The organism is Brevundimonas sp. MYb52 (assembly GCF_002979535.1).
In the GTDB taxonomy this organism is placed as follows: domain Bacteria; phylum Pseudomonadota; class Alphaproteobacteria; order Caulobacterales; family Caulobacteraceae; genus Brevundimonas.
The window spans coordinates 1-20,171 of sequence record NZ_PCPB01000019.1; the positions used below are offsets into that span (position 1 = coordinate 1).

Sequence of the window (20,171 nt, forward strand, 5' to 3'; positions counted from 1 at the left end):
GACGGATGTCGGGGTGGGTTCGGGCCATAAAAAAACCCGCCCGGGGGTCCGGGCGGGGTGTTCGGTTTTTGCGTTTTTCGCCTAGGCGGCGCGCATCATCCGGTCCCCGCCCGCAAGGGCATGGTGGTGGTACCGGTGGTCGTAATCATGGACGCGAAGAGGCCCGTCGCCGCGGCGGCGATCAGGGTCATCATCATGCTGGCGAACAGGTCGAGCACAGGCGGCGTCCGGTTGAAAATCGTGCCTCAAGGTGTTCCACGACCCCGCACCGCGTCAACCCCGAAAAGAACAAATTTTTCTCGCAAGCGCCAAAAAAGCGCGATCTCACCGACGAATTACGCAATCAGCCTCAAATGAGGTGAATTATTTCGCTTGACCGGCGCCCTTCGCAACCGCAACGTAAGGTCACTCATCAAGACCGGCTGAGGGATTAGGCCCTTTGACGCCGGGGCAACCATCGGGTTCCGCCCGAAACGGTGCCAACTCCTGCGGGGTTTTCAGGGCGACCTGAAGACCACGAGAGATGGGTGGAGCATCGACGAGGCGACGCTCCACGGTCTGTCACTGCATGGGTTCCTTGGCGAGCCGTTTTGCTGAGTGACCGAGACCCATGACCCTGGCCCTGATCGACCCCATCGCCCCCGCCGAAGAGCCCGCCTGTCGGTCCGGTTCCGCACGCCGTCCGTCCGAGCTGCTGTCGCGCGACGGGGCCCATGACGTCGTCGTTCCCATCCCCGATGGCTTCGAACTCGATTTCGGCGGGACGCTGAACCAGAAGCAGATCGTCGGTCGTCTGCACGGCAAGGCCGGCGCCCCCCTGATCGTGGTGGCCGGCGGCATCTCGGCCGACCGCTACGTCCACCGCACCGAGACCAAGGGCCTGGGCTGGTGGTCGGGCGCCGTGGGCGTTCGCGCCCCCATCGACCTGACTCGCTTCCGCGTCCTAGCCTTCGACTTCGCGCCTGAGTTCGGCGAGGGCGTCAAGGACGCCAAGACCCCCCTGACCATCACCACCCAGGATCAGGCGCGGTTGCTGGCCCTGCTGCTGGATCATCTCGGCGTGGACAAGGTCGCGGCCTTCATCGGCTGCTCCTACGGCGGCATGATCGCCCTGGCGTTTGGCGAGCTCTTCCCCGACTGGGCCGAGCAGCTGGTGGTGGTGTCCGCCGCCCACCGCCCTCACCCCCTGGCCACCGCCTGGCGCGGCATCCAGCGCCGCATCCTGCAACTGGGCCTGGAGACCGGCCGCGTCGATCAGGCCGTGGGTCTGGCGCGCGAACTGGCCATGACCACCTATCGCACCCCCGACGAGTTCGGCGAGCGCTTCGACTCCGAGGCCCCCAGCCATGCGGGCCAGGCCTATCCCGTCTGCGACTATCTGACGGCGCGCGGACGGGCCTACCGCGACCGCACCACCCCCTCGCGCTGGCTGAGCCTGTCGGACTCCATCGACCGGCACCGCGTCGAGCCGGAGGCCATCACCGCCCCCGTCACCCTGGTCGGTTTCACCACCGACCGCCTCTGCCCCATCGACGACATGAGGGAGCTGGCCGCGCGCCTGCCCAACCTCTGGCGCTTCGAGCAGCACCCCTCCCTCTACGGCCACGACGCCTTCCTCAAGGAAGACGCCCTGGTCGCCGACATCCTGACTTCCGTTCTGAAGGACATCGACCAATGAGCCGCGCCCGCCCCGCCGATCCCCGCACCATCGCCGCCCGTTCGGGCGTGGATACGGACACGGCCCACGGCGCGGTCATGCCGCCGCTCTATCTGTCGTCCAACTATTCCTTCGCCGGCTTCGATCAGAAGCGGAAGTACGACTATTCGCGCTCGGGCAATCCGACTCGCGACGTCCTGGCTGACACCCTGGCCGAGTTGGAAGGCGGCGCCGGCGCCGTCATCACCGCCACCGGCATGGCGGCGGTCGACCTGCCGCTCAGCCTGCTGAACCCCGGAGAACTGCTGATCGCCCCGCACGACTGCTACGGCGGCACCCACCGCCTGCTGTGCGCGAGAGCCAAGAAGGGCCACTTCCGCGTCGCCTTCATCGACCAGAACGACGGCGAGGCCCTGGACGCCGCCCTGGCCGACGGCGCCAAGCTGGTGCTGATCGAGACCCCGTCCAACCCCCTGCTGCGCGTCGTCGACGTGGCCGACGTCTGTCGCCGGGCCCATGCCGTGGGGGCCAAGGTGGTGGCCGACAACACCTTCCTGTCGCCCGCCCTGCAACGGCCACTGGAACTGGGCGCCGACATCGTCGTCCACTCCACCACCAAATACATCAACGGCCACTCCGACGTGGTCGGCGGCGCCGTGATCGCGGCGGACCCGGCGGATCACGCGGAACTGGCCTGGTGGGCCAACTGTCTGGGCGTCACCGGCTCGCCGTTCGACGCCTATCAGACCCTGCGCGGCCTGCGGACCCTGTTCACCCGCATCGAGCGCCAGCAGGCCACCGCCGGTCTGGTCGCCGCCGCCCTGGAACAGCACCCGGCGGTCAAGGCCGTCCACTATCCGGGCCTGAAGTCCCACCCCGGCCACGCCCTGGCCGCACGCCAGCAATCGGGACCGGGCGCCATGCTCAGCTTTGAGCTGAACGGCGGCACCGACGCCGTGCGCGACCTGATCGAGGCCCTCGACATCTTTACGCTGGCTGAGTCGCTGGGCGGCGTCGAAAGCCTGATCGCCCACCCCGCCACCATGACCCACGCCGCCATGACGCCCGACGCCCGCGTCACCGCCGGCATCACCGACGGCCTGATCCGCCTTTCGGTCGGCCTGGAGCATCAGGACGACATCCTGGCCGACCTGACCCAGGCGCTGGACTCCCTGGTGCTGCAACAGGCGGCCTGACGAAAAAGGGCCTCTCCGGTTCGCCGGAGAGGCCCTCATTCTCACGCGCGATATGGCCCTTACGCCACCGCGCGCTCCAGCATCCGCTGTTGACCGCGCGCATCCATCGCCGCGTCTTCCAGCGAGAACTGCCCCATCATCCGGTCCAGTTCGCGGGCGTCCTGCGCCAGCGAATGGCTGGCGGCGGTGGCTTCCTCGACCATGGCCGCATTCTGTTGCGTAACCTGGTCCATCTGGTTCACGGCGACATTGACCTGTTGCAGGCCGCTGGACTGTTCCTGCGACGAGGCGACGATCTCGCCGGTGATGGCGGTGACGCGCTCGATCTGACCGCCGATGCGCTTCAGCGCCTCGCCGGTGTCGCCGACCAGTTGCACGCCCTCGCCGACCTGACGGCTGGAGGCCGAGATCAGGGTCTTGATCTCCTTGGCCGCTTCCGCCGAACGCTGGGCCAGGGCCCGGACTTCAGAGGCCACGACAGCGAAACCGCGACCGGCGTCGCCGGCGCGCGCCGCCTCGACGCCCGCGTTCAGCGCCAGGAGGTTGGTCTGGAAGGCGATCTCGTCGATCACGCCGATGATGTTGCCGATCTCGTTGGACGAGCGTTCGATCTCGCCCATGGCGGTAACGGCGCGACCGACGACGGCCTGGCCCTCGACGGCCTCGCTGCGCGCGGCCTTGACCACGCCGCCAGCCTCGACAGCGTTTTCGGCAGAGCGCGCCACAGTGGCGGTGATCTGTTCCAGCGCGGCGGCGGTTTCTTCCAGAGCGGCAGCCTGCTGCTCGGTGCGGCGCGACAGGTCGTTGGAGGCCTGCGAAATCTCATGGGCGCTGGCGCCGATGGCGCTGGAGCGGTCGACGATGACGCCCATGGTGCTTTGCAGCTTGGCCATCGCCCCGTTGAAGTCGGCGCGCAGTTTTTCATACTCGGGCGCGAAGCTGGTGTTCAGGCGGAAGGCCAGTTGGCCGTTCGACAGACGATCAAGGCCCGAGGCGATGCCGTCCACGACCTGGGCCTGCTGACGCGCCATCTCGGCGTCGCGCTCCGCCTGGGCGATGCGGGCCTGTTCGGCGGCGGCGCGCTGCACCTCGGCCTCGGCTTCCAGGCGCACCTTCTCCTCGGCGTTCTGTTTGAAGGTCAGGACGGCGGCGGCCATGTGACCGATCTCGTCACGGCGAGCGATGGCCGGAATGGCGACGTTCAGATCGCCGGCCGCCAGGCGGCCCATGGCCCGCGTCATGGCCTCCACCGGGCGGCTCAGCGCCCCGATCAGCCAGGCGATGGCGCCCAGAGCGATGATCAGGGCCACGACTCCGCCGATGGCGAAGCTCCAATAGGCCTCCTTGTAGGCAAAGGCCTTGGCCTTGGCGTTGGCGGCGGCGACCACCGTCTCCTTGTCCTGAATGGAGCTGATGGCGGCGCGGATGTCCGACAGGCGAGCGCCGGCTTCCAGACCGGCCACGGCCTGGGGCTGGGTCGCGGGATCGCGCGCCAGGGCGATCAGGCCGTCGGCGCTCTGGTGGAAAGCGTCGACCGCGCCTTTCAGCGCCGCCTGTTCCTGTCCATAGGCGGCGTTGACGTCAGCCGCAGCCAGATCGGCCAGGCGCGCGACCAGCACCTTGCCCGGCTCTTCGTATTTGGGAATGAAGTCAGCGTCCCGCGTCGCCACGAAGGCGCGCATGGCGTTCTGCTGCTCGACCGCCGAGGCCAGCACCAGGTCCGAAGCCTTGAACATCTCGGCCGAGGCGGCGTTGGCGGCGTCGGCCTTCTGCAGCACAGTCACGGCCCACAGGACCACCAGGGTCGCCATCCCGCAGGCCGCGATCACGGCGGCGAAGGACAGCATCAGCTTCTTGGGAACGGACAGGTTCTGCAGCATTTTCTACGCTCGGGGGAGGACTAGGCCTGCTCCCTAACGCCCCGCTGTTCGCCAAAGCCTTATCATCCGACAGCGGTAATTTACGTAGTGCGGCTAGAGCGCCTTCAGCACCACCGACAGGGCGGTCAGCAACAGATAGCCGGCGAAGGCCTTTCTCAGCACCTTGCGGTTCAGCCGGTGCGCCAGCCGCGCGCCATACGGGGCCGTCAGGGCCGTCAGCAGCCCCATGATCACCGCCGCCGGCACATTGACGTAACCCAGCGACAGCGGCGGCCGCCCCGGCGCGTCCCAACCGAACACCGCAAACCCTAAGGCCGCCGTCGCCCCGATAGCCAGACCAAAACCACTGGCCGTCGCCACCGCCTGATGGATGGGCCGTCCGCACAGGGTCATCATCATGCCGCCGAAACTGCCGCCGCCGACGCCCATCATGGCCGACAGCAGGCCGATGCCGGTCCCCAAACCGCGCCGCCCCCAGCCGGTCGGCAGGTCCTTGCGCAGGGTCACATGCTCGGGCAGCAGCCCCATCTGCATGGCGATCAGCAGCAGGCAGACGCCGTAAACAATGGCCAGCCCCTCCATAGAGGTGAAGCCCGCGATCGCCGCCCCGACCAGACCGCCGAAGGCCACCCAGGGCGTCCAGGTCTTCAAGACCGCTTCATCCACCGCCCCATGCGCCCGATGCGTCGCCAGCGACCGCAGCGAGGTGGCGACGATGGTCAGCAGCGAGGTGCCGATGGCGACGTGCAGATTGCTCTCGCCTCCCACGCCCAGCACCGAAAAGGCGTAAAACAGGGCCGGCACCAGCACCGTCCCGCCCCCGACCCCGAACAGGCCGCCGATCACGCCCGCCAGCGCGCCCGCCGCGATCAGGGCGGCGAACATCATCAGCAGTTCGGACAGGGGCAGAGCGCTCATGGCTTGGGCATAGCGGCGCAGCCCGCCAGCGTCACCCCGAAAGGATCAGGCCGCCTCTTCGCTCTCGCCCAATCGCGCCTGCCGCGCCTCGGCTTCGCGCACGGCCTCGACCGCGCGGTCCACAACCTCCAGCCCGGCCCCGGCCTTGACGCCCTCGACCGTCAGGATGCGGCGGAAGGCCCGCGCCCCGGCCCGACCGTGCATCAGGCCCAGCATGTGCCGCGCCATGCTCGCCAGATGCGCGCCCTCGGCCAGTCGCCCGGCCATGTAAGGGCGATAGCGTTCGATGGCGGCGAAGGGATCGACGTCTTCGACCTCCATGCCGAACAGCCGCCGGTCCACCTGCCCCAGCAAAGCCGGCTCGTGATAGGCGGCGCGGCCCAGCATGACGCCATCCAACTGCACCCCGTCGGACGCATCCAGGTGCGCCTCGGCCTGATCCAGATCGCCAATGCCGCCGTTGATGCAGATGGTCAGATGCGGCCGCTCGCGCTTCAGGCGCCGCACCAGATCATAGTCCAGCGGCGGCACGTCGCGGTTTTCCTTGGGCGACAGGCCCTTCAGCCAGGCCTTGCGCGCATGGACGACGAAGCTGGTGATCCCCACCGCCGCCGAGGCGTCGACCGTGGCGAACAGGCTGACCAAGGGGTCCTGATCATCCACCCCGATGCGGCATTTGACCGTGGCCGGGACGCTGACGGCTTCCTTGATCGCCGCCATGCAGTCGGCCACCAGTTCCGGCTCGCGCATCAGGCAGGCGCCGAACCTGCCCGACTGCACCCTATCGGAGGGGCAGCCGACGTTCAGATTGATCTCGTCATAGCCATAGGCCTCGCCGATCCGCGCCGCCTCGGCCAACTGCGCCGGGTCCGACCCGCCCAGTTGCAGGGCGACCGGATGCTCGACTGCGTCGAAGCCCAGCAGCCGCTCGCGGTCGCCGTGGATCACTGCCGGGGCCGTGACCATCTCGGTATAGAGCAAGGCCCGGCTGCTCAGGGCGCGATGAAACGCCCGGCAGTTGCGGTCGGTCCAGTCCATCATGGGGGCGACAGACAGTCTATGCGGCGGATGTGGCGTCATGACCTCAGGGGGCGCAGGGGTTCGGACGATGGCCGCGTCCTATAGAGGCATCACGCCGAAAACGCGACCGGCGTGCGGCCAAGCCGCCTAGTCGCGCACCAGACCGCCATCGACCACCAGGTTCTGACCGGTCACCGCCCGGCTCCACGGCGAGGCGAAGAACAGCACCGCGTCAGCGAACTCCTGCGGCGTCGTCACCGAGCGCAGCGGGGTCATGCCGGCGATCAGGTCGAACACAGCATCCGGCGTCGCCGCACTGGCGTCCGTGGTCCGCAGCAGACCGCCCGACACCATGTTGACCGTGATCCCCGCCGGGCCTAGGTCGCCCGCCGCCGTCCGCGTCAGGCTGAGCAGAGCCGCCTTGGCGGCGGTGTAGTCGTGATAGGGCACGACCGGATTCTGGAACAGGTTGGTGCCGATATTGACCACCCGGCCGAACTTCTGCGCGCTCATGCCCGGCGCCGTGGCCTGGATGACGTTCAGCGCGCCCCGGATCACGGTCGAGAACTGCCGCTCCATGTCTTCCCACGGAATATCCGCCATCTGCGCCCGCGCGTCGCCGTTGAAGCTATAGTCCAGGGCGTTGTTGACCACGGTGCTGATCGGCGCGCCGAAATGGGCCTCGGCCTGAGCCACCATGGCCTCAACCGCCGCGCGGTCCGTCACATCAGCCTGAATGGCGATGACGCGCTCGCCCAGCTGAGTGGCCAGAGCCTCGGCTTGTTCTCCGCTATTGCGCCAGTTGATCACGACCCGTGCGCCCTGCCCGGCGAAGGCCCGCGCCGCCGCCGCGCCCACGCCGCGCGCGCCGCCGGTGATGAGAACGATCTGATCGCGGATTTCCATGGGCCTGCCTCACGCTGATGAACCAAGCCGAGCCATAGGCCGCGCTCCTCTCGAAGGCCAGTCGCGCCTCGACGAACACGGGTTGCATTTAGCGACATTCCTAATTAGCCTTCTTCCTATGAACAGCCTGTTCAAAGCCCTGTCCCATCCGGTGCGGCGACGCATCATCGCCATGCTGCGGACTGGCCCCCTGTCCTCCGGCGACATCGCCGCCGCCTTCGACATGAGTTGGCCGACCGTCACCGGCCACCTCAACGCGTTGAAGGAGGCCGAACTGGTCAGCACCGAACGGGAAGGCCAGTCGATCCGCTACCGGCTGGAAATCTCGGCGGTCGAGGAGGCCCTGGCCTTCCTGATGGACCTGAGCGGAACAGGCAAAGCGGACGAGGACGAGCCCCGATGAAAACCACCACCCTGGCCGATACGGCCGCCGCCATCGTCTCGCTGCTGATCCTCACAGGCGCGGCCTGGATCGCGATCTATGGCCCCGAGACGCCGATCCCGGTGCACTTTGACGCTTCAGGACAGGCTGATCGCTATGGCAGCCGCTACGAACTCGCGGCTGTCCTGGCGGGACTGGCCTTGCTGAACCTGCTGGTCGCCTGGATGACCGGACGACAGGCCGCCTCCGTCGCGGACCCGGTCCGCCGCAAGGGCCTTCAACGCGGGCAATGGCTATCGGTCCTGATCATGGGCGCGGTTTGCGCCTTCATCGCCTGGGCCAGCCTCGGCCCCGCCGCCGCGTCTGGGGTCAGCCATCCCGGCGTCGCCATGGCCTTCCTTGGCTTCATCTTCCTGATCACCGGTGCCGTCTTGGGCCGAGTCAGCCCCAACCCCTTCATCGGGGTCAAGACGCCCTGGGCCTACAAGTCGCGGTTGGCGTGGGACCGTTCCAACCGGCTGGCCGGGCGGTTGCTGTTCTGGTTGGGCGCGATCGGCCTGATCGCCAGCCCCTTCGTCGTTCAGCCCGCCGGGATGATCGCACTGATCGTCGGCGTCCTGATCGCCGCCGTCTGGTCGGGGTACGAAAGCTGGCGCGTCTGGCGCACCGACCCCGAACGCCAGCCCTTCTGATTTCATCTCGCCCCACAAGACGGAGACGACCATGCTGACCCTCGCCGCCGCCCTGCTGCTCTCGCCGGTTTCCACGCCGGTCGCGCTGACCTCGACGCCCGCTCCCCTGCACGGAACCTTGCTGACGCCTGAAGGCCAGCCCCGCGCCGCCGCCGTCATCATCGCCGGTTCCGGCCCGACCGACCGCGATGGCAACAGCCCGATCGGCGTGACGGGCGGCGTCTATCGCCAACTGGCCGAAGGCCTGGCCGAGCGCGGGATCGCCACGGTCCGCTACGACAAGCGCGGCATCGCCGCCAGCACAGCGGCCGCGACCGACGAAGCCAGCCTGACCTTCGACACCTACATCGACGACGCCAAGGCCTGGGCGGCCCTGACCGCCGAGAAGACCGGCGCGCCCTGCGTATGGCTGGTAGGGCACTCAGAAGGCGCCCTGATCGCCCAGGCGGCGGCGGCCGATAATCCAGGCGTCTGCGGCCTGGTCCTGCTGTCGCCGGTCGGCGTCCGCGCCAATGTCGAACTACGTCGCCAGATCGAGCCCAAGCTACCGCCCGCCGTCAAACCTGAAGTCGATCACATCATGAGCGAGTTGGAGGCCGGTCGAACCGTCTCGGACACGCCGCCCTATCTGGCCGCGCTGTTCCGCCCCTCGATCCAGCCCTATCTGATCTCCTACTTCGTGGTGGACCCCCAGGCGCTGATCGCCGCTTATGATCGCCCGGTTCTGCTGGGCCACGGCTCGACCGATATTCAGGTAGCGCCTGAGAACAGCGAGACCCTTCTGGCCGCCCAGCCCAAGGCTGAACGGGTGGTCTTCGAGGGCTTGAACCACGTCCTGCGTCAGGCCCCGCTCGACCCGGCGGGCAACGCGGCCACCTATGGCGACGCCTCGATCCCGCTCGGCGCCGAGGTCACGCCTGCCGTGGCCGACTTCATCCTCAAGCCGCGCTGAGCCCTACCCGTCCAGTTCCGCCCGCGCCTGTTCGGCCAGGTCGAAGAAGCGGCGGCGGACCTCGGCGGCGTAGGGATTGTCGTGCTCGATGGCGCGGAACACCGCCGCGCTGTCGTGGCGAACCATGTCCACGCCCTGCATGACGCGCTCGAAGCTGGTGGTGGTCATGCGCGTCGGCAGCGGCTCCATGTTCATCAGCACCTTGGCGATCAGATGGGTCAGGCCCTGCACGGTGGCCGCCTCGCGGTCGTGATCCTCGGGCGTCACGACGAAGACCTTGAGCGCCAGCGCCTTCCGGCAAAACGCCGCCACGCGCCAGGCCGCCTTGTCGCCGCGCACCGGACAGACGGCGATGCGCAAGCCCGCGATGCCGTCCTTGCCGCTCTGCGGTCCGAACAGCGGATGGGTGCCGACGATGGCCACGCCCTCGGGCAGCCCCTCCAGCATCACCTTGGCCGGCTTCACCTTCACCGAGCCAACATCGAGAATCAGGGCGCCCGGCGTCACATGGGGCGCGATGGCCGCCACCGTGTCCGCCAGCACGCCGACTGGCACGGCCAGCACCACCACCGGACAGGCTGCGGCGTCTTCCAGCGGCGTCAGCCGCGCCAGCCCCTCGCCGTCGCTCGCCGCCGGATCATGGGCGAGGATGTCGAACCAGGGCGACAGATGTTGCGCCGTCAGGCGCCCGAAGGCGCCGAAGCCGATCAGGCCAAGCCGGGGCCGCGAACTGCTCACCCCGCCAGCGTCTCCTGGAACCGCACCGGCTGGCCGTGGGCCTGACCGATCAGTTCGCCGTCCTTCATCACCACCCGGCCGCGCACGATGGTGGCGACCGGCCAGCCCGTTGTCTCGAAGCCGTCGAAGGGCGTCCAGCCGCAGCGGCTGGCCTGCTGGTCATGGGTGATGGTCTTCTTGGCCTTCAAATCCACGATAGTGAGATCGGCGTCATAGCTGACAGCCATCCGCCCCTTGTTGGCCGTGCCGAACACCCGCTGCGCCCCGCCCGAGGTCAGGTCGATGAAGCGTTCCAGCGATAGGCGGCCGTTCGCCACATGGGTCAGCATCAGCGGCACCAGGGTCTGCACCCCCGGCATCCCCGACGGCGAAGCCGGATAGGGCTTGGACTTTTCCTCCTTGGTGTGCGGCGCGTGGTCCGAGCCCAGGACGTCGGCCACCCCCTGCTGCATGCCCCACAGCCACAAGGCGTCGACGTGCTCCTGCGAGCGGATCGGCGGGTTCATCTGGGCGTAGGCGCCGAGGCGCTGATAGGCTTCCGGCGCCACCAGCGTCAGGTGCTGGGGCGTGATCTCGACCGTGGCGACGTCCTTGTGGAAGCGCAGGAACTCCATCTCGTCGCGCGTCGTGACGTGCAGGACGTGGATGCGGGCGCCGGTTTCCTTGGCCAGCCCGACCAAACGGCGGGTGGACATGATGGCGCTCTCGGCGTCGCGCACCTCAGGGTGGCTGGTCCAGTCGCCGGTGCGGGCCAGGCTGCGGCGCTCGACCAGTCGGTATTCGTCCTCGGAATGGAAGGTGGCGCGACGGCGCACGTTCGACAGAACCTTGCGCACACCCTCATCGTCGGCGATCAGCAGGTCGCCGGTCGAGGCGCCCATGAAGACCTTGACCCCGCAGCAACCCGGCAGGCGCTCCAGATCGGCAAGATGGTCGGCGTTCTCATGCGTGCCGCCGACATAGAAGGCGTGGTCGGTCCACATCCGGTTGTTGGCCCGCACCAGCTTGTCGGCCATGGTCTCAGGGTCGGTGGTGTTGGGATTGGTGTTCGGCATCTCGAACACGGCGACGACGCCGCCCAGGGCCGCCGCGCGGCTGCCCGTCTCAAGGTCTTCCTTCCATTCCAGACCCGGCTCGCGGAAGTGGACCTGGGTGTCGATGACGCCCGGCAGAACAGTCAGGCCTGTGGCGTCGAACACTTCGCCCGCCGAGGCCTGAGACAGATCACCGATGAAGGCGATGCGGCCATCAATGACGCCGACGTCGGCCATGCCGCGTCCGGCGTGGTTGGCGACTTCGCCGCCCCGCACGATCAGGTCATAGGTCTGGGTCATTGGCGCATCTCCTGAGGTCGAGCGCTTATGCGCGCCCGACGCCCCAGGGGACAACCCCTCAACCGGCCAGTTGCGCCAGCAGCTTCTTGGACGCCTTCAGCACCCGCTCATAGGGCAGGTCCATCATGTGCTGGATATGCTGGTTCAGGCGCGGGTCCAGGTCGATGAACTCCTGCAGGCTGCGCGGGCCGCGAACCGCCACCCCGGTCCAGGGACGGCGCAGCACCTCGTCCGAGGGACCGAACACCCCGACCGCCGGCACGCCCGCCGCCACCGCCAACTGAGTCCACAGCGAGTCCCCGCCGATATAGAAGTCGGCCCGCGACAGGGCCGCCACCGTCTGCAACCGCGTCAGCCGACCTTGCAGTTCGATGACCCGCTCGCGCTTGACGGCGAAGCGGATGGAATGGGCTGCGTCACGGTCCGCCTCCTCGCCGACGATCATCAGCCGCCCGCCGGCCAGAGGTCCATCCTCGCCCAGCAGCGACAGGGCCACCTTGGCGTAACGGTCGGCAGGCCAGCGCTTGCCGATCCAGTCCACGCCCGGCCCTATGGCCAGGATCGGACCTTCGCCCACCGGGATCAGGGCGTCGGCGGCTTCCTGCGCATCCCGCCCGACGAACAGCTTGGGCGCCGGGATCTCGTCCAGTTGCAGCACCCGCGCCGCCTGTTCGACCAGATGGACGTCGGGCAGGGTCTTGCCCTTCACCGCCCGCTTCTGGCGTCGCAGCTTGCCCGACAGGGTCGAGCCGCGCATGTCGACCACCAGGCCCCAGTTGGTCTCGCGCACCTGGTTCCACAGGGCGATCCAGTCCCAGCGCCCGTCGCGGTCCAGAATGATCAGCCGCTCCAGCCTTGGAGTGTCCGCAAACAGCGGCGCGCTGGCCGGCGAACCGACGACGGTGAAGGTGGCGTGGGGGATGGCCTCAACCAGATGGGCGAGCGCCCCCGACGAGAGGACCGCCTCTTCAGCGTCCGCCTCGGCGATATAGAGGATCGGGAAACGCCCATGCATGGGGCGACCCTAGAGGGATTCTCTACGGAATTCAGTAGATGCGACAGGAGCCGCCATCCGGTTTGGAATGGCGGCTCGTTTGGCTCGACCTTAGGGATTCGCCGCCGACCAAGTTGCATAAAGGTCCAACGCGCGCTGCGGGGCCGCCATCCACCACGAGTAGCCGTTGCGGCGGCCGATCGAGATGCCGTTCACATCGTCGTGGATGGTCTGGTCCTTGTCGCCAAAGATCGGACGGCCGGTGACCAGATCATAGTTACGCGACCAGATCGGCCCTGCGCCGGGTTTGTCGATCAGCTTGCGCCCGTCGTCGGTCATCTCGAACGACTTGTCATAGACGCGCACCGATTCCAGCCAGGCCACGCCGCCACGGATCGCGGCCTTCACCTCTGGCGACGGATTGGGCTCGCCCATCAGGAACTCGAGGATGTCGGTGGTTTCACCGCTGGCGATCGAGCGCGGCTCATAGTTGCGGGCGCTGGTGGGGACCAGGCGCATCGGCTCGACCTGCTGCGGCCAACCCTGAAGGCGACCGTCCTTGCGCACCTGGGCGGCCAAGGTGACGTCGATGGCCTCCTTCACCGCTGCGGCGGCGCGCACCTCCAACTCGGGCGGCACGAAGCCGAAACCCTCGGCGCCGTTGGCTACGTCGCGCAGCACCATGGCGGCCTCGGCCACGGCGTTGTCATTGAAGGTGATGGAGTCGTGGAAGCCGCCTTCCAGCGGCCAGATCTGCGGCCAGCCGCCGTTCGGGTACTGGGCGTTCAGCAGATAGTGCACGCCCTTGATGACGCTGGCGCGCCAGGCGTCGCCCTCGCGCCCCGGCGCCTGGGCCGCGACCTTGGCCAGGTAACGCATCTCGGTCCAGGTGGAGTTGTTGTCGAGCGTGCCGACGAAGGTCCAGAACCGGTCGGCGGGAGCGTCGAAATTGGCCGGGTTCTGCTCCATGGTCTCGGCGTCGTTGGAGAAACGCTGGCCCGGCAGACGCTTCAGGCTGCGATCCTGGTTCTTGCTCCAGCCGCCGGCAGGGGTCTGGAAGCTGACCACGGCGTCAGCCACGGCGCGGGCCTCGGCCGAAGCATACCACCGGGCTGGACGATCCAGCGGCATGTGCGAGCTGTTGCCGCGAATGGCCAGGGGCGGCGGGGGCGGCGTCGCGCCGGCAGGCAGTTCGGCGGCCAGGGCGGCGCGGTCGGCCAGATGCTGGGCCTGCGAGCGGGCCAGATAGTCGGCCCAGGCCCCGCGCTCGGCGTCCGGCAGGGCGCCGATCCGGTCGATGGTCAGGCCGACCGCAGGGGTGTTGGCGCGAATGACCTCGGCCTTGGCGGCGGCGGAACCAGACCCCGTCGCAACGGCCAGGGCGAGGAAGGAGAGGGTGAAGGCGTGTCTCACTGGATGCGTTTCCCGACTGCGTTCGACTTGTATGTCGATTTCACTATGTCAGATAACATTCTACATAATGGCACTTGATGGCAAGCTGTTCCGGCCGCGCATTTCCGCCCGCCTTGCGCTAAACCCCGCCCATGAGCCTTCCCCTTCTGCCTGACCGGACCTGCGGCGGCTGCGTCGAGTGCTGCCGCGTGATCCCGCTGAACCTGCCCGAGTTGGCCAAGCCGACGGGCGAGCTGTGCGGCTATTGCGTCGATGGGGCCGGCTGCTCGGTGCACGAAATCAGGCCTCAGACCTGCCGCGTCTGGTTCTGCCTGTGGCGGGCGGTCGAGCTGTCGGACGAGTGGCGACCCGACCGCAGCGGCGTCATCATCCGCCCCGACGGCGTCGAGCGCGGCGAGATAACCCTCTATGTCGTGCGCCGTTCCGACTTCCTGACGGGCATGGACTTCTTCACTGCGGTCGCCGGCTGGATCGCCGAGGGGATCGAGGTGGCGCTTTGCGTCCCCGGCCCGGTCGGGACCTACCCCGCCCGCGCCGTCGTCACCGACTGGCTGCGCCCTGCCGTCGAGGAGGGCGATCCCGAGGACTTCGTCGCCCGCGTCCTCGCTTCGTTGGACAAGCTAGCCGAGCATGACTTCCAGCCAGACGGCGTCGCCGCGCGATACGCGGTGATGTGAGGTCTTTCCTCCCCATTCCATGGGGAGGTGGCGCGGCGCGATAGCGACGTGACGGAGGGGGCGGCGCGACGGTCAGCCGCGAAATGCAGCAACATCAAAACGCGCCGCCGCCCCCTCCACCACTGCGTGGTCCCCCTCCCCATGGAATGGGGAGGAAAGAGCACTGTCGCTTGCCGCCGCCCCTCCCTATCTTGGCCGCATGTCCATCGCCCGCCTCGACAGCCGCGCCCTGATCCGCATCACCGGCCCTGACGCCCGCCCCTTCCTGCACAACCTGCTGACGCAGGACGTGGAGACGCTGGAGCCCGGCGCCCTGCGCTTTAGCGCTCTCTTGTCCCCGCCCGGTCGGCTGCTGTTCGACCTCTTCCTGTGGGGCAAGGAGAACGGCGTGGTTCTGGACGTGGCGACCGAGCGTCGCGACGCCCTGGTCCAGCGGTTGTCGATGTATCGGCTGCGCTCCAACGTCGAGGTCATGCCCATCCCCGACGCCGTCTTCGTCGCCTGGGGCGAGACGCCCGAGGGCTTCGTCCCCGATCCCCGCCTGCCCGAACTCGGCGGCCGCCGCTGGGGCGACCAGTGCGAGACCGACGCGACCGAGGCCGACTGGCAGGCCCACCGGCTGGCCCTGGGCGTGCCCGATCCCACGGCGGATACGCTGACCGACAAGACCTATCCCATCGAGGCGGACTTCGACCTGCTGAACGGCATCGACTTCCACAAGGGCTGCTTCATCGGTCAGGAGACGACCTCGCGTATGAAGCGGCGAGGCACGATCAAGAACCGCATGATGGCCATCGCCTTCGACGGCCCCGCCCCCGAACGCGGCGCCGAGGTGCTGAACGGGGACTTACGCGCCGGCGAGGTCATGACCGGAACGAATGGCCGCGCCATCGCCCTGATGCGTCTGGACCGTCTGGAGGGCGATCTGAGCGTCGATGGCCGCCCGATCACCGTCAAAAAGCCCGGCTGGATCCCTGATTTTCAAGGCTAATTTCTGAGAAACGGAAAATCTGCTTGTCATGATGTAAAAGTCGCTTGACGCAGAACGCTGTGTTGGTAAAGTTCACTTGTCACAACGACAGGGGAGCTTGTCATGAACACCGCCACCAAGACCGCCGCCGCCAACCAGAAGAAGATGGACGATCTGACGGTCGGCCTGTGCGCCCTCACCGTGGTCGGCGTCAGCGTCACCGCCGCCACCCCCTTCAGGCCCGCCGCCTGGGGCCAGGCGCCGTCGATCGGCGAGGTCGTCCTTGCCGCCGGTCTGGCCGTCTTCCTGGCCCTGCACACCCTCTACTGGTGGCGCGGCCTGGATGAAGCCGCCAAGGAAGCCCACAAGTGGGCCTGGTGGTGGGGCGGCAACCTGGGCCTCGTCGGCGGCGGCGCCGTCGTCATCGCCGCCGCCAACGGGGCAGACCTGCTGCCCGCCCAGGCGCCGCACTCCGACGCGGCCATGGTCGCCGTCGGCGTGGTCGGCGTCTTGGTGGCCCAGGTCCTCGGCTACACCATCGCCTGGTGCGGCTGGTGGATGGCGCGCCGATGACCAGTGATTTCGTGAACCGCCTCAAGGTCTTCCGCGCCGAGCGCAACTGGACCCAGGCCGACCTCGCCGAACGACTCGGCGTCTCCCGTCAAACCGTCCAGGCGCTGGAAAAGGGCCGCTACGACCCCTCCCTGCCCCTGGCCTTCCGCATCGCCCGCCTCTTCGGCCGACCGATCGAAGCCATCTTCGTTTAGTGATCTCGGCGAGGCTCCGTGCCCGCCAATCTTCAAAAACACACCGACATTCAAAGGACTATCCAATGACCTGCGCCAACCGCATGGGCCAAGCGGCCAAACACGTCTCCGACCTCGCCCTGGGCGTCTGCGGGGCCCTGCTGATCAGCCTCGCCGTCATGACCCTTCCCAGCCCCAGCCAGGCCGCCGCCTGGGCCGACGCCCCCGCCGCCTCCATCGCCGCCCGCTAAGCCCTCAGCTCATTTTCAGGATCAGACCCATGTTCAATCTCTACTCCGCCATCGTCGAACGCATCTCGGGCTTCGCCCTCGGGGTCTGCGGCGCCCTGCTGATCGCCACCGCCGTCCAGGGCGTCCCGACCTTCGGCTACAGCCAGCCCGCCGCCGCCGTCTCGACCACGCACTGACCTTCCAGCCTCACGGCTGACCGCCGCCGACCTGATCGGCGCCCAAACACCCCACACAATCCAAGGACGATCTCCATGACCCTCGCCAACCGCATGGGCCGTACGGCCAACCATGTCTCGCGTATGGCCTTCGGCGCCTGCGCCGCCCTGGCCGCCAGCGCTGTTCTGGCCGCCTTCCCCGGCGCCGCCCACGCCGAACAGGCCGCCGCCGCTCCGGCCGCCGCTGTCGCCGCCGCCCCCATTCCCCGCGCCGAGGGCGCCGGCCCGCCGCTGTGGGTGGTCAAGGACGCGGACTCCACCATCTATCTGTTCGGCACCATCCACTACCTGCGCCCCGGCACCGCCTGGGGCTCGGACAAGGTCGACGCCGCCTTCGCCAGCGCCGACCAGTTCTGGGTCGAGGTGGCCGATCAGGACGACCCCAGCGTGGCCGCCAAGGTGGCCCAGCAGCACGGCGTCACCCCCGACCGCCCCCTGTCGTCGATCCTCTCGGCCGAGGACTTCGCCGCCTTCGACAAGGCCGCCCAGGGCGTCGGCGCCAACGGCGCCGCCCTGGACGCCTATCGCCCCTGGCTGGCCGCCTTCGTCGTCGCCGGAACCGCGCCGATGCAGGCCGGCTATCGCCCCGACGCCGGGGTCGACAAGACCCTGATGGACCGGGCTCGCGCCGAGGGCAAAACCATTCACGGCTTTGAAACCGCCGACCGGCAGCTGCGCCTGATCGCCGGCATGAGCGAAGAGGCCCAGATCGCCTACCTCAACAACTATGTCCGTCACGGCGACCAGATCGTGCCCAAGCTGGATCAGACCGTGGCCGCCTGGCTCAAGGGCGACGCCGCCGAGGTCGGCCGCCTGAACCGCCTTGACACCCGCGCCGTCCACCCGGACGTCCACCGCGCCGCCCTGATCGAGCGCAACACCGACTGGGCCGCTCAGATCGAGACGATGATGCAGGGTTCCGGCTCGGCCTTCGTCGCCGTCGGCGTCGCCCACCTGGCCGATCAGGACAGCGTCGTGGATATGCTGAAAGCGCGCGGCTACACGGTCGAACGGCTGTAGGCCTCACCCCGTAATGCGAGAGGCCCGGTGGAAACGCCGGGCCTTTTCGCTGTCCGGCAGCCCCCTCCCTCCTTCCGTCATCCTCCGGCGAGCGGAGCGAGACCGGGGGATGACGGAGATGATTGTTCACTTGCCCTCCCAGAACATTCCCGCAACATCGCCCCATGACCGAATCCGAGAAAGCTGAAGGCCGCTGCGGCTGGTGCGGCGTGACCGACCCGCTCTACATCGCCTACCACGACACCGAATGGGGCGTGCCCGAGTACGACCCCCGCGCCCTGTGGGAGAAGCTGGTGCTGGACGGGTTTCAGGCCGGGCTGGCCTGGATCACCATCCTGAGAAAGCGCGAGGGGATGCGCGACGCCTTCCACGGCTTCGATCCCGAGATCGTCGCCCGCTACGACGAGGCCGACCGCGAGCGCCTGCTGGCCGACCCGCGCATCATCCGCTCACGCGCCAAGATCGAGGCCGCCATCAACGGCGCCCGGATCTGGCTGGACATGCGCGACAACGGCGAGGACTTCTCGGCCTGGCTCTGGTCCTTCGTCGACGGCCAGCCACTGGTGAACCAGTGGAGCCACTTCCGCGAGGCCCCGACCCAGACGCCGCAAAGCGTCGCCATGGCCAAGGCCCTGAAGGCCCGCGGCTTCAAATTCTGCGGCCCGGTGATCGTCTATGCCTTCATGCAGGCCGTCGGCATGGTCAACGACCATCAGACGACGTGTTTCAGGCATGGGGAAGTGGGTGAGGCGGGCGGATCGGGCGGTTAACAGCCCCCGGCCCCTTCACCGTCATTCCGGGGCGCGCAGCGAACCCGGAACCCAGACGGTTGCAACTGCGCCGCCCATGCCATTCAGTCGAACGTCTGGGCCCCGGATCGCCCCTTCGGGCCGTCCGGGGTGACGGCGAAAAGGTTAGGCAGTCGACTTCCGACCCGTTGCGGACATTTGATTGAGGGCTAATCTGACTTGATGCGAGTTCAATTGCTCACGTTCGCAGCTACAGCTCTACTGGCAGTTTCTGGATGTATTGGCGGAACCGACTACGCAAAAAATCCTCGTCGATTTGACGCCAAGCAATGGGGAGCTGGGCTTGGTGATGACCGTTGCGAGATGGTGGACGACCTCCGCGAGCGCGTCGGGCTTGAGGGCAGAAGTCGCGCAGAGGTGATTGCTTTGCTAGGCGAGCCGGAAACGCATGGCGATCCGCCAGACCACTATCACCTGTGCCCGAGTTTCATGGACGTCTGGATTCTTGAGATTCAATGGGAGAACGGGCGGGTTGCTTCAACGCGCATCCGAGACACCTGATTGCGAAGATGTCCGCAATCCCCCCCCTAGCTGACATTCTGTACGACCGCTTCCGCCCCGCGCCCGTTCATGGCACTGACGCGCGATGAAGCCGCCCAAAGCCGCCCTTAAAATCGACCGCCCCTTCCCCACCCTGATGCCGGAGCTGGAGGCCCGCGCGGTCTGGAACGGTCACGTCTGCGGCGTGGACGAGGCGGGACGCGGGCCCTGGGCCGGGCCGGTGTCGGCGGCGGCGGTGATCCTCAACCCTGACGACCTGCCGCCCGGCATCGACGACTCCAAGGCCCTGACGGAAAAGCGCCGCGCCTTGCTTGAACCCGAGATCAAGGCCCGCGCCCTGGCCTGGGGCGTCGGCTTCGCCTCGGTCGAGGAGATCGACGAGCTGAACATCCTGCACGCCACCGGCCTGGCCATGCGCCGCGCGGTCGAGGCCCTGGCCCATCCGCCGGTTCACGCCCTGGTGGACGGCAACTATCGCTTCAAGCTGCCCTGCGCGGTGACGCCCGTGGTCAAGGGCGACAGCCGCTCCCTGTCCATCGCCGCCGCCTCCATCCTGGCCAAGACGGCGCGGGATCGGCTGATGATCGAAATGGACGCCGTCTATCCGGGCTACGGCTTCGCCAGCCACAAGGGCTATAACGCCCCCATCCACCAGACTGCGTTGAACACCCTCGGCCCCTGCCCCGCGCACCGCCGCAGCTGGGCGCCGATCAAGGCCTTGCTGGAAACCGCCTAGCCGCCCGTCGCGCCCGCGACCAACAGGCCCAGGATCACGACCACCGCCGCGACCAGAACAAAGAACAGCCAGTTGGGTAATCCGCTAGACGACCGACGACGCGGCTCGGAAGGCGTAACAGACGAACGGTCGGTCGAGGCACTCATGCTGCCTGTAACCGCATC

At 68.0% G+C, this 20,171-nt stretch carries 24 protein-coding genes and 1 riboswitch; of the genes, 14 read left to right on the plus strand and 10 right to left on the minus strand.

Features of this window, described 5'->3' with window-relative positions:
* Window positions 1-95 precede the first annotated feature (95 nt).
* The gene (locus CQ039_RS16910; protein ID WP_255413115.1) at window positions 96-218 is read right to left on the minus strand and encodes a hypothetical protein; all 123 of its coding nucleotides are present in this window, start codon (window positions 216-218) and stop codon (window positions 96-98) included.
* A 188-nt stretch (window positions 219-406) separates the two neighbouring features.
* Window positions 407-530: riboswitch (SAM riboswitch) on the plus strand.
* A gap of 80 nt (window positions 531-610) precedes the next feature.
* On the opposite strand from CQ039_RS16910, the gene CQ039_RS15295 reads away from it, so the two are divergent.
* Window positions 611-1,678, plus strand: coding sequence for a homoserine O-succinyltransferase (locus CQ039_RS15295; RefSeq protein WP_105564610.1), 1,068 nt, complete (start codon window positions 611-613; stop codon window positions 1,676-1,678).
* Window positions 1,675-2,853 (plus strand): cystathionine gamma-synthase, encoded by a 1,179-nt coding sequence (metB, locus tag CQ039_RS15300; protein WP_105564611.1) that lies wholly within the window; start codon window positions 1,675-1,677, stop codon window positions 2,851-2,853. Before CQ039_RS15295 ends, metB begins: the two co-directional genes overlap by 4 nt.
* Window positions 2,854-2,912: 59 nt before the next feature.
* On the opposite strand, the gene CQ039_RS15305 is transcribed toward metB, so the two are convergent.
* The 4 genes from CQ039_RS15305 to CQ039_RS15320 all read right to left on the minus strand — a co-directional run bounded on the left by CQ039_RS15305 (window position 2,913) and on the right by CQ039_RS15320 (window position 7,577).
* Window positions 2,913-4,733: a methyl-accepting chemotaxis protein gene (locus tag CQ039_RS15305; RefSeq protein WP_105564612.1), complete on the minus strand. Its 1,821-nt coding sequence runs from the start codon at window positions 4,731-4,733 to the stop codon at window positions 2,913-2,915.
* 93 nt (window positions 4,734-4,826) lie between these two features.
* Window positions 4,827-5,651: a sulfite exporter TauE/SafE family protein gene (locus CQ039_RS15310; protein ID WP_105564613.1), complete on the minus strand. Its 825-nt coding sequence runs from the start codon at window positions 5,649-5,651 to the stop codon at window positions 4,827-4,829.
* 45 nt (window positions 5,652-5,696) lie between these two features.
* A complete protein-coding gene (gene dusA, locus CQ039_RS15315) occupies window positions 5,697-6,731 on the minus strand; it encodes a tRNA dihydrouridine(20/20a) synthase DusA (protein WP_105564614.1) in 1,035 nt (344 codons plus the stop codon).
* 87 nt (window positions 6,732-6,818) lie between these two features.
* The gene (locus CQ039_RS15320) at window positions 6,819-7,577 is read right to left on the minus strand and encodes a 3-oxoacyl-ACP reductase (protein ID WP_105564615.1); all 759 of its coding nucleotides are present in this window, start codon (window positions 7,575-7,577) and stop codon (window positions 6,819-6,821) included.
* Window positions 7,578-7,695: 118 nt separating this feature from the next.
* On the opposite strand from CQ039_RS15320, the gene CQ039_RS15325 reads away from it, so the two are divergent.
* Genes CQ039_RS15325 through CQ039_RS15335 form a run of 3 tightly spaced genes read left to right on the plus strand, consistent with a single transcriptional unit; the run spans window position 7,696 to window position 9,603 of the window.
* Window positions 7,696-7,980: a metalloregulator ArsR/SmtB family transcription factor gene (locus tag CQ039_RS15325; protein ID WP_199183672.1), complete on the plus strand. Its 285-nt coding sequence runs from the start codon at window positions 7,696-7,698 to the stop codon at window positions 7,978-7,980.
* A complete protein-coding gene (locus CQ039_RS15330; protein WP_105564617.1) occupies window positions 7,977-8,651 on the plus strand; it encodes an SdpI family protein in 675 nt (224 codons plus the stop codon). Before CQ039_RS15325 ends, CQ039_RS15330 begins: the two co-directional genes overlap by 4 nt.
* 31 nt (window positions 8,652-8,682) lie before the next feature.
* Window positions 8,683-9,603: an alpha/beta hydrolase gene (locus CQ039_RS15335; protein WP_105564618.1), complete on the plus strand. Its 921-nt coding sequence runs from the start codon at window positions 8,683-8,685 to the stop codon at window positions 9,601-9,603.
* A 3-nt stretch (window positions 9,604-9,606) separates the two neighbouring features.
* On the opposite strand, the gene CQ039_RS15340 is transcribed toward CQ039_RS15335, so the two are convergent.
* The 4 genes from CQ039_RS15340 to pelA all read right to left on the minus strand — a co-directional run bounded on the left by CQ039_RS15340 (window position 9,607) and on the right by pelA (window position 14,082).
* The gene (locus CQ039_RS15340) at window positions 9,607-10,341 is read right to left on the minus strand and encodes a prephenate dehydrogenase/arogenate dehydrogenase family protein (RefSeq protein WP_105564619.1); all 735 of its coding nucleotides are present in this window, start codon (window positions 10,339-10,341) and stop codon (window positions 9,607-9,609) included.
* Window positions 10,338-11,675 (minus strand): dihydroorotase, encoded by a 1,338-nt coding sequence (locus tag CQ039_RS15345; RefSeq protein ID WP_105564620.1) that lies wholly within the window; start codon window positions 11,673-11,675, stop codon window positions 10,338-10,340. The genes CQ039_RS15340 and CQ039_RS15345 overlap by 4 nt, the downstream gene beginning before the upstream one ends.
* A 58-nt stretch (window positions 11,676-11,733) precedes the next feature.
* Window positions 11,734-12,690 carry a glycosyltransferase family 9 protein gene (locus tag CQ039_RS15350; RefSeq protein WP_105564621.1) on the minus strand — a complete coding sequence of 319 codons (957 nt, stop codon included), beginning with the start codon at window positions 12,688-12,690 and terminating at the stop codon, window positions 11,734-11,736.
* A gap of 90 nt (window positions 12,691-12,780) precedes the next feature.
* A complete protein-coding gene (gene pelA, locus CQ039_RS15355) occupies window positions 12,781-14,082 on the minus strand; it encodes a pectate lyase (RefSeq protein ID WP_105564622.1) in 1,302 nt (433 codons plus the stop codon).
* 131 nt (window positions 14,083-14,213) lie between these two features.
* On the opposite strand from pelA, the gene CQ039_RS15360 reads away from it, so the two are divergent.
* The 9 genes from CQ039_RS15360 (at window position 14,214) to CQ039_RS15395 (ending at window position 20,007) form a co-directional block, all read left to right on the plus strand.
* Window positions 14,214-14,759 carry a hypothetical protein gene (locus CQ039_RS15360; RefSeq protein ID WP_105564623.1) on the plus strand — a complete coding sequence of 182 codons (546 nt, stop codon included), beginning with the start codon at window positions 14,214-14,216 and terminating at the stop codon, window positions 14,757-14,759.
* Between the two features lie 199 nt (window positions 14,760-14,958).
* Complete coding sequence (locus tag CQ039_RS15365) at window positions 14,959-15,750, plus strand: folate-binding protein YgfZ (RefSeq protein WP_105564624.1); 792 nt, start codon at window positions 14,959-14,961, stop codon at window positions 15,748-15,750.
* A 102-nt stretch (window positions 15,751-15,852) separates the two neighbouring features.
* The gene (locus CQ039_RS15370) at window positions 15,853-16,302 is read left to right on the plus strand and encodes a hypothetical protein (RefSeq protein WP_105564625.1); all 450 of its coding nucleotides are present in this window, start codon (window positions 15,853-15,855) and stop codon (window positions 16,300-16,302) included.
* Window positions 16,299-16,496 carry a helix-turn-helix transcriptional regulator gene (locus tag CQ039_RS15375; protein WP_105564626.1) on the plus strand — a complete coding sequence of 66 codons (198 nt, stop codon included), beginning with the start codon at window positions 16,299-16,301 and terminating at the stop codon, window positions 16,494-16,496. Before CQ039_RS15370 ends, CQ039_RS15375 begins: the two co-directional genes overlap by 4 nt.
* 65 nt (window positions 16,497-16,561) lie before the next feature.
* The gene (locus CQ039_RS16665; protein ID WP_158256020.1) at window positions 16,562-16,726 is read left to right on the plus strand and encodes a hypothetical protein; all 165 of its coding nucleotides are present in this window, start codon (window positions 16,562-16,564) and stop codon (window positions 16,724-16,726) included.
* A gap of 29 nt (window positions 16,727-16,755) precedes the next feature.
* A complete protein-coding gene (locus CQ039_RS16670; RefSeq protein ID WP_158256021.1) occupies window positions 16,756-16,902 on the plus strand; it encodes a hypothetical protein in 147 nt (48 codons plus the stop codon).
* Window positions 16,903-16,977: 75 nt separating this feature from the next.
* Window positions 16,978-17,961, plus strand: a complete 984-nt coding sequence (locus CQ039_RS15380) for a TraB/GumN family protein (protein WP_105564627.1) — start codon at window positions 16,978-16,980, stop codon at window positions 17,959-17,961.
* Between the two features lie 164 nt (window positions 17,962-18,125).
* Window positions 18,126-18,731, plus strand: coding sequence for a DNA-3-methyladenine glycosylase I (locus CQ039_RS15385; RefSeq protein ID WP_105564628.1), 606 nt, complete (start codon window positions 18,126-18,128; stop codon window positions 18,729-18,731).
* Between the two features lie 676 nt (window positions 18,732-19,407).
* Window positions 19,408-20,007, plus strand: coding sequence for a ribonuclease HII (locus CQ039_RS15395; RefSeq protein WP_105564648.1), 600 nt, complete (start codon window positions 19,408-19,410; stop codon window positions 20,005-20,007).
* Here the strand turns inward: CQ039_RS15395 and CQ039_RS16675 are convergent.
* A complete protein-coding gene (locus CQ039_RS16675) occupies window positions 20,004-20,153 on the minus strand; it encodes a hypothetical protein (protein WP_158256022.1) in 150 nt (49 codons plus the stop codon). The two genes, CQ039_RS15395 and CQ039_RS16675, sit on opposite strands and share 4 nt — an antisense overlap.
* Window positions 20,154-20,171 lie beyond the last annotated feature (18 nt).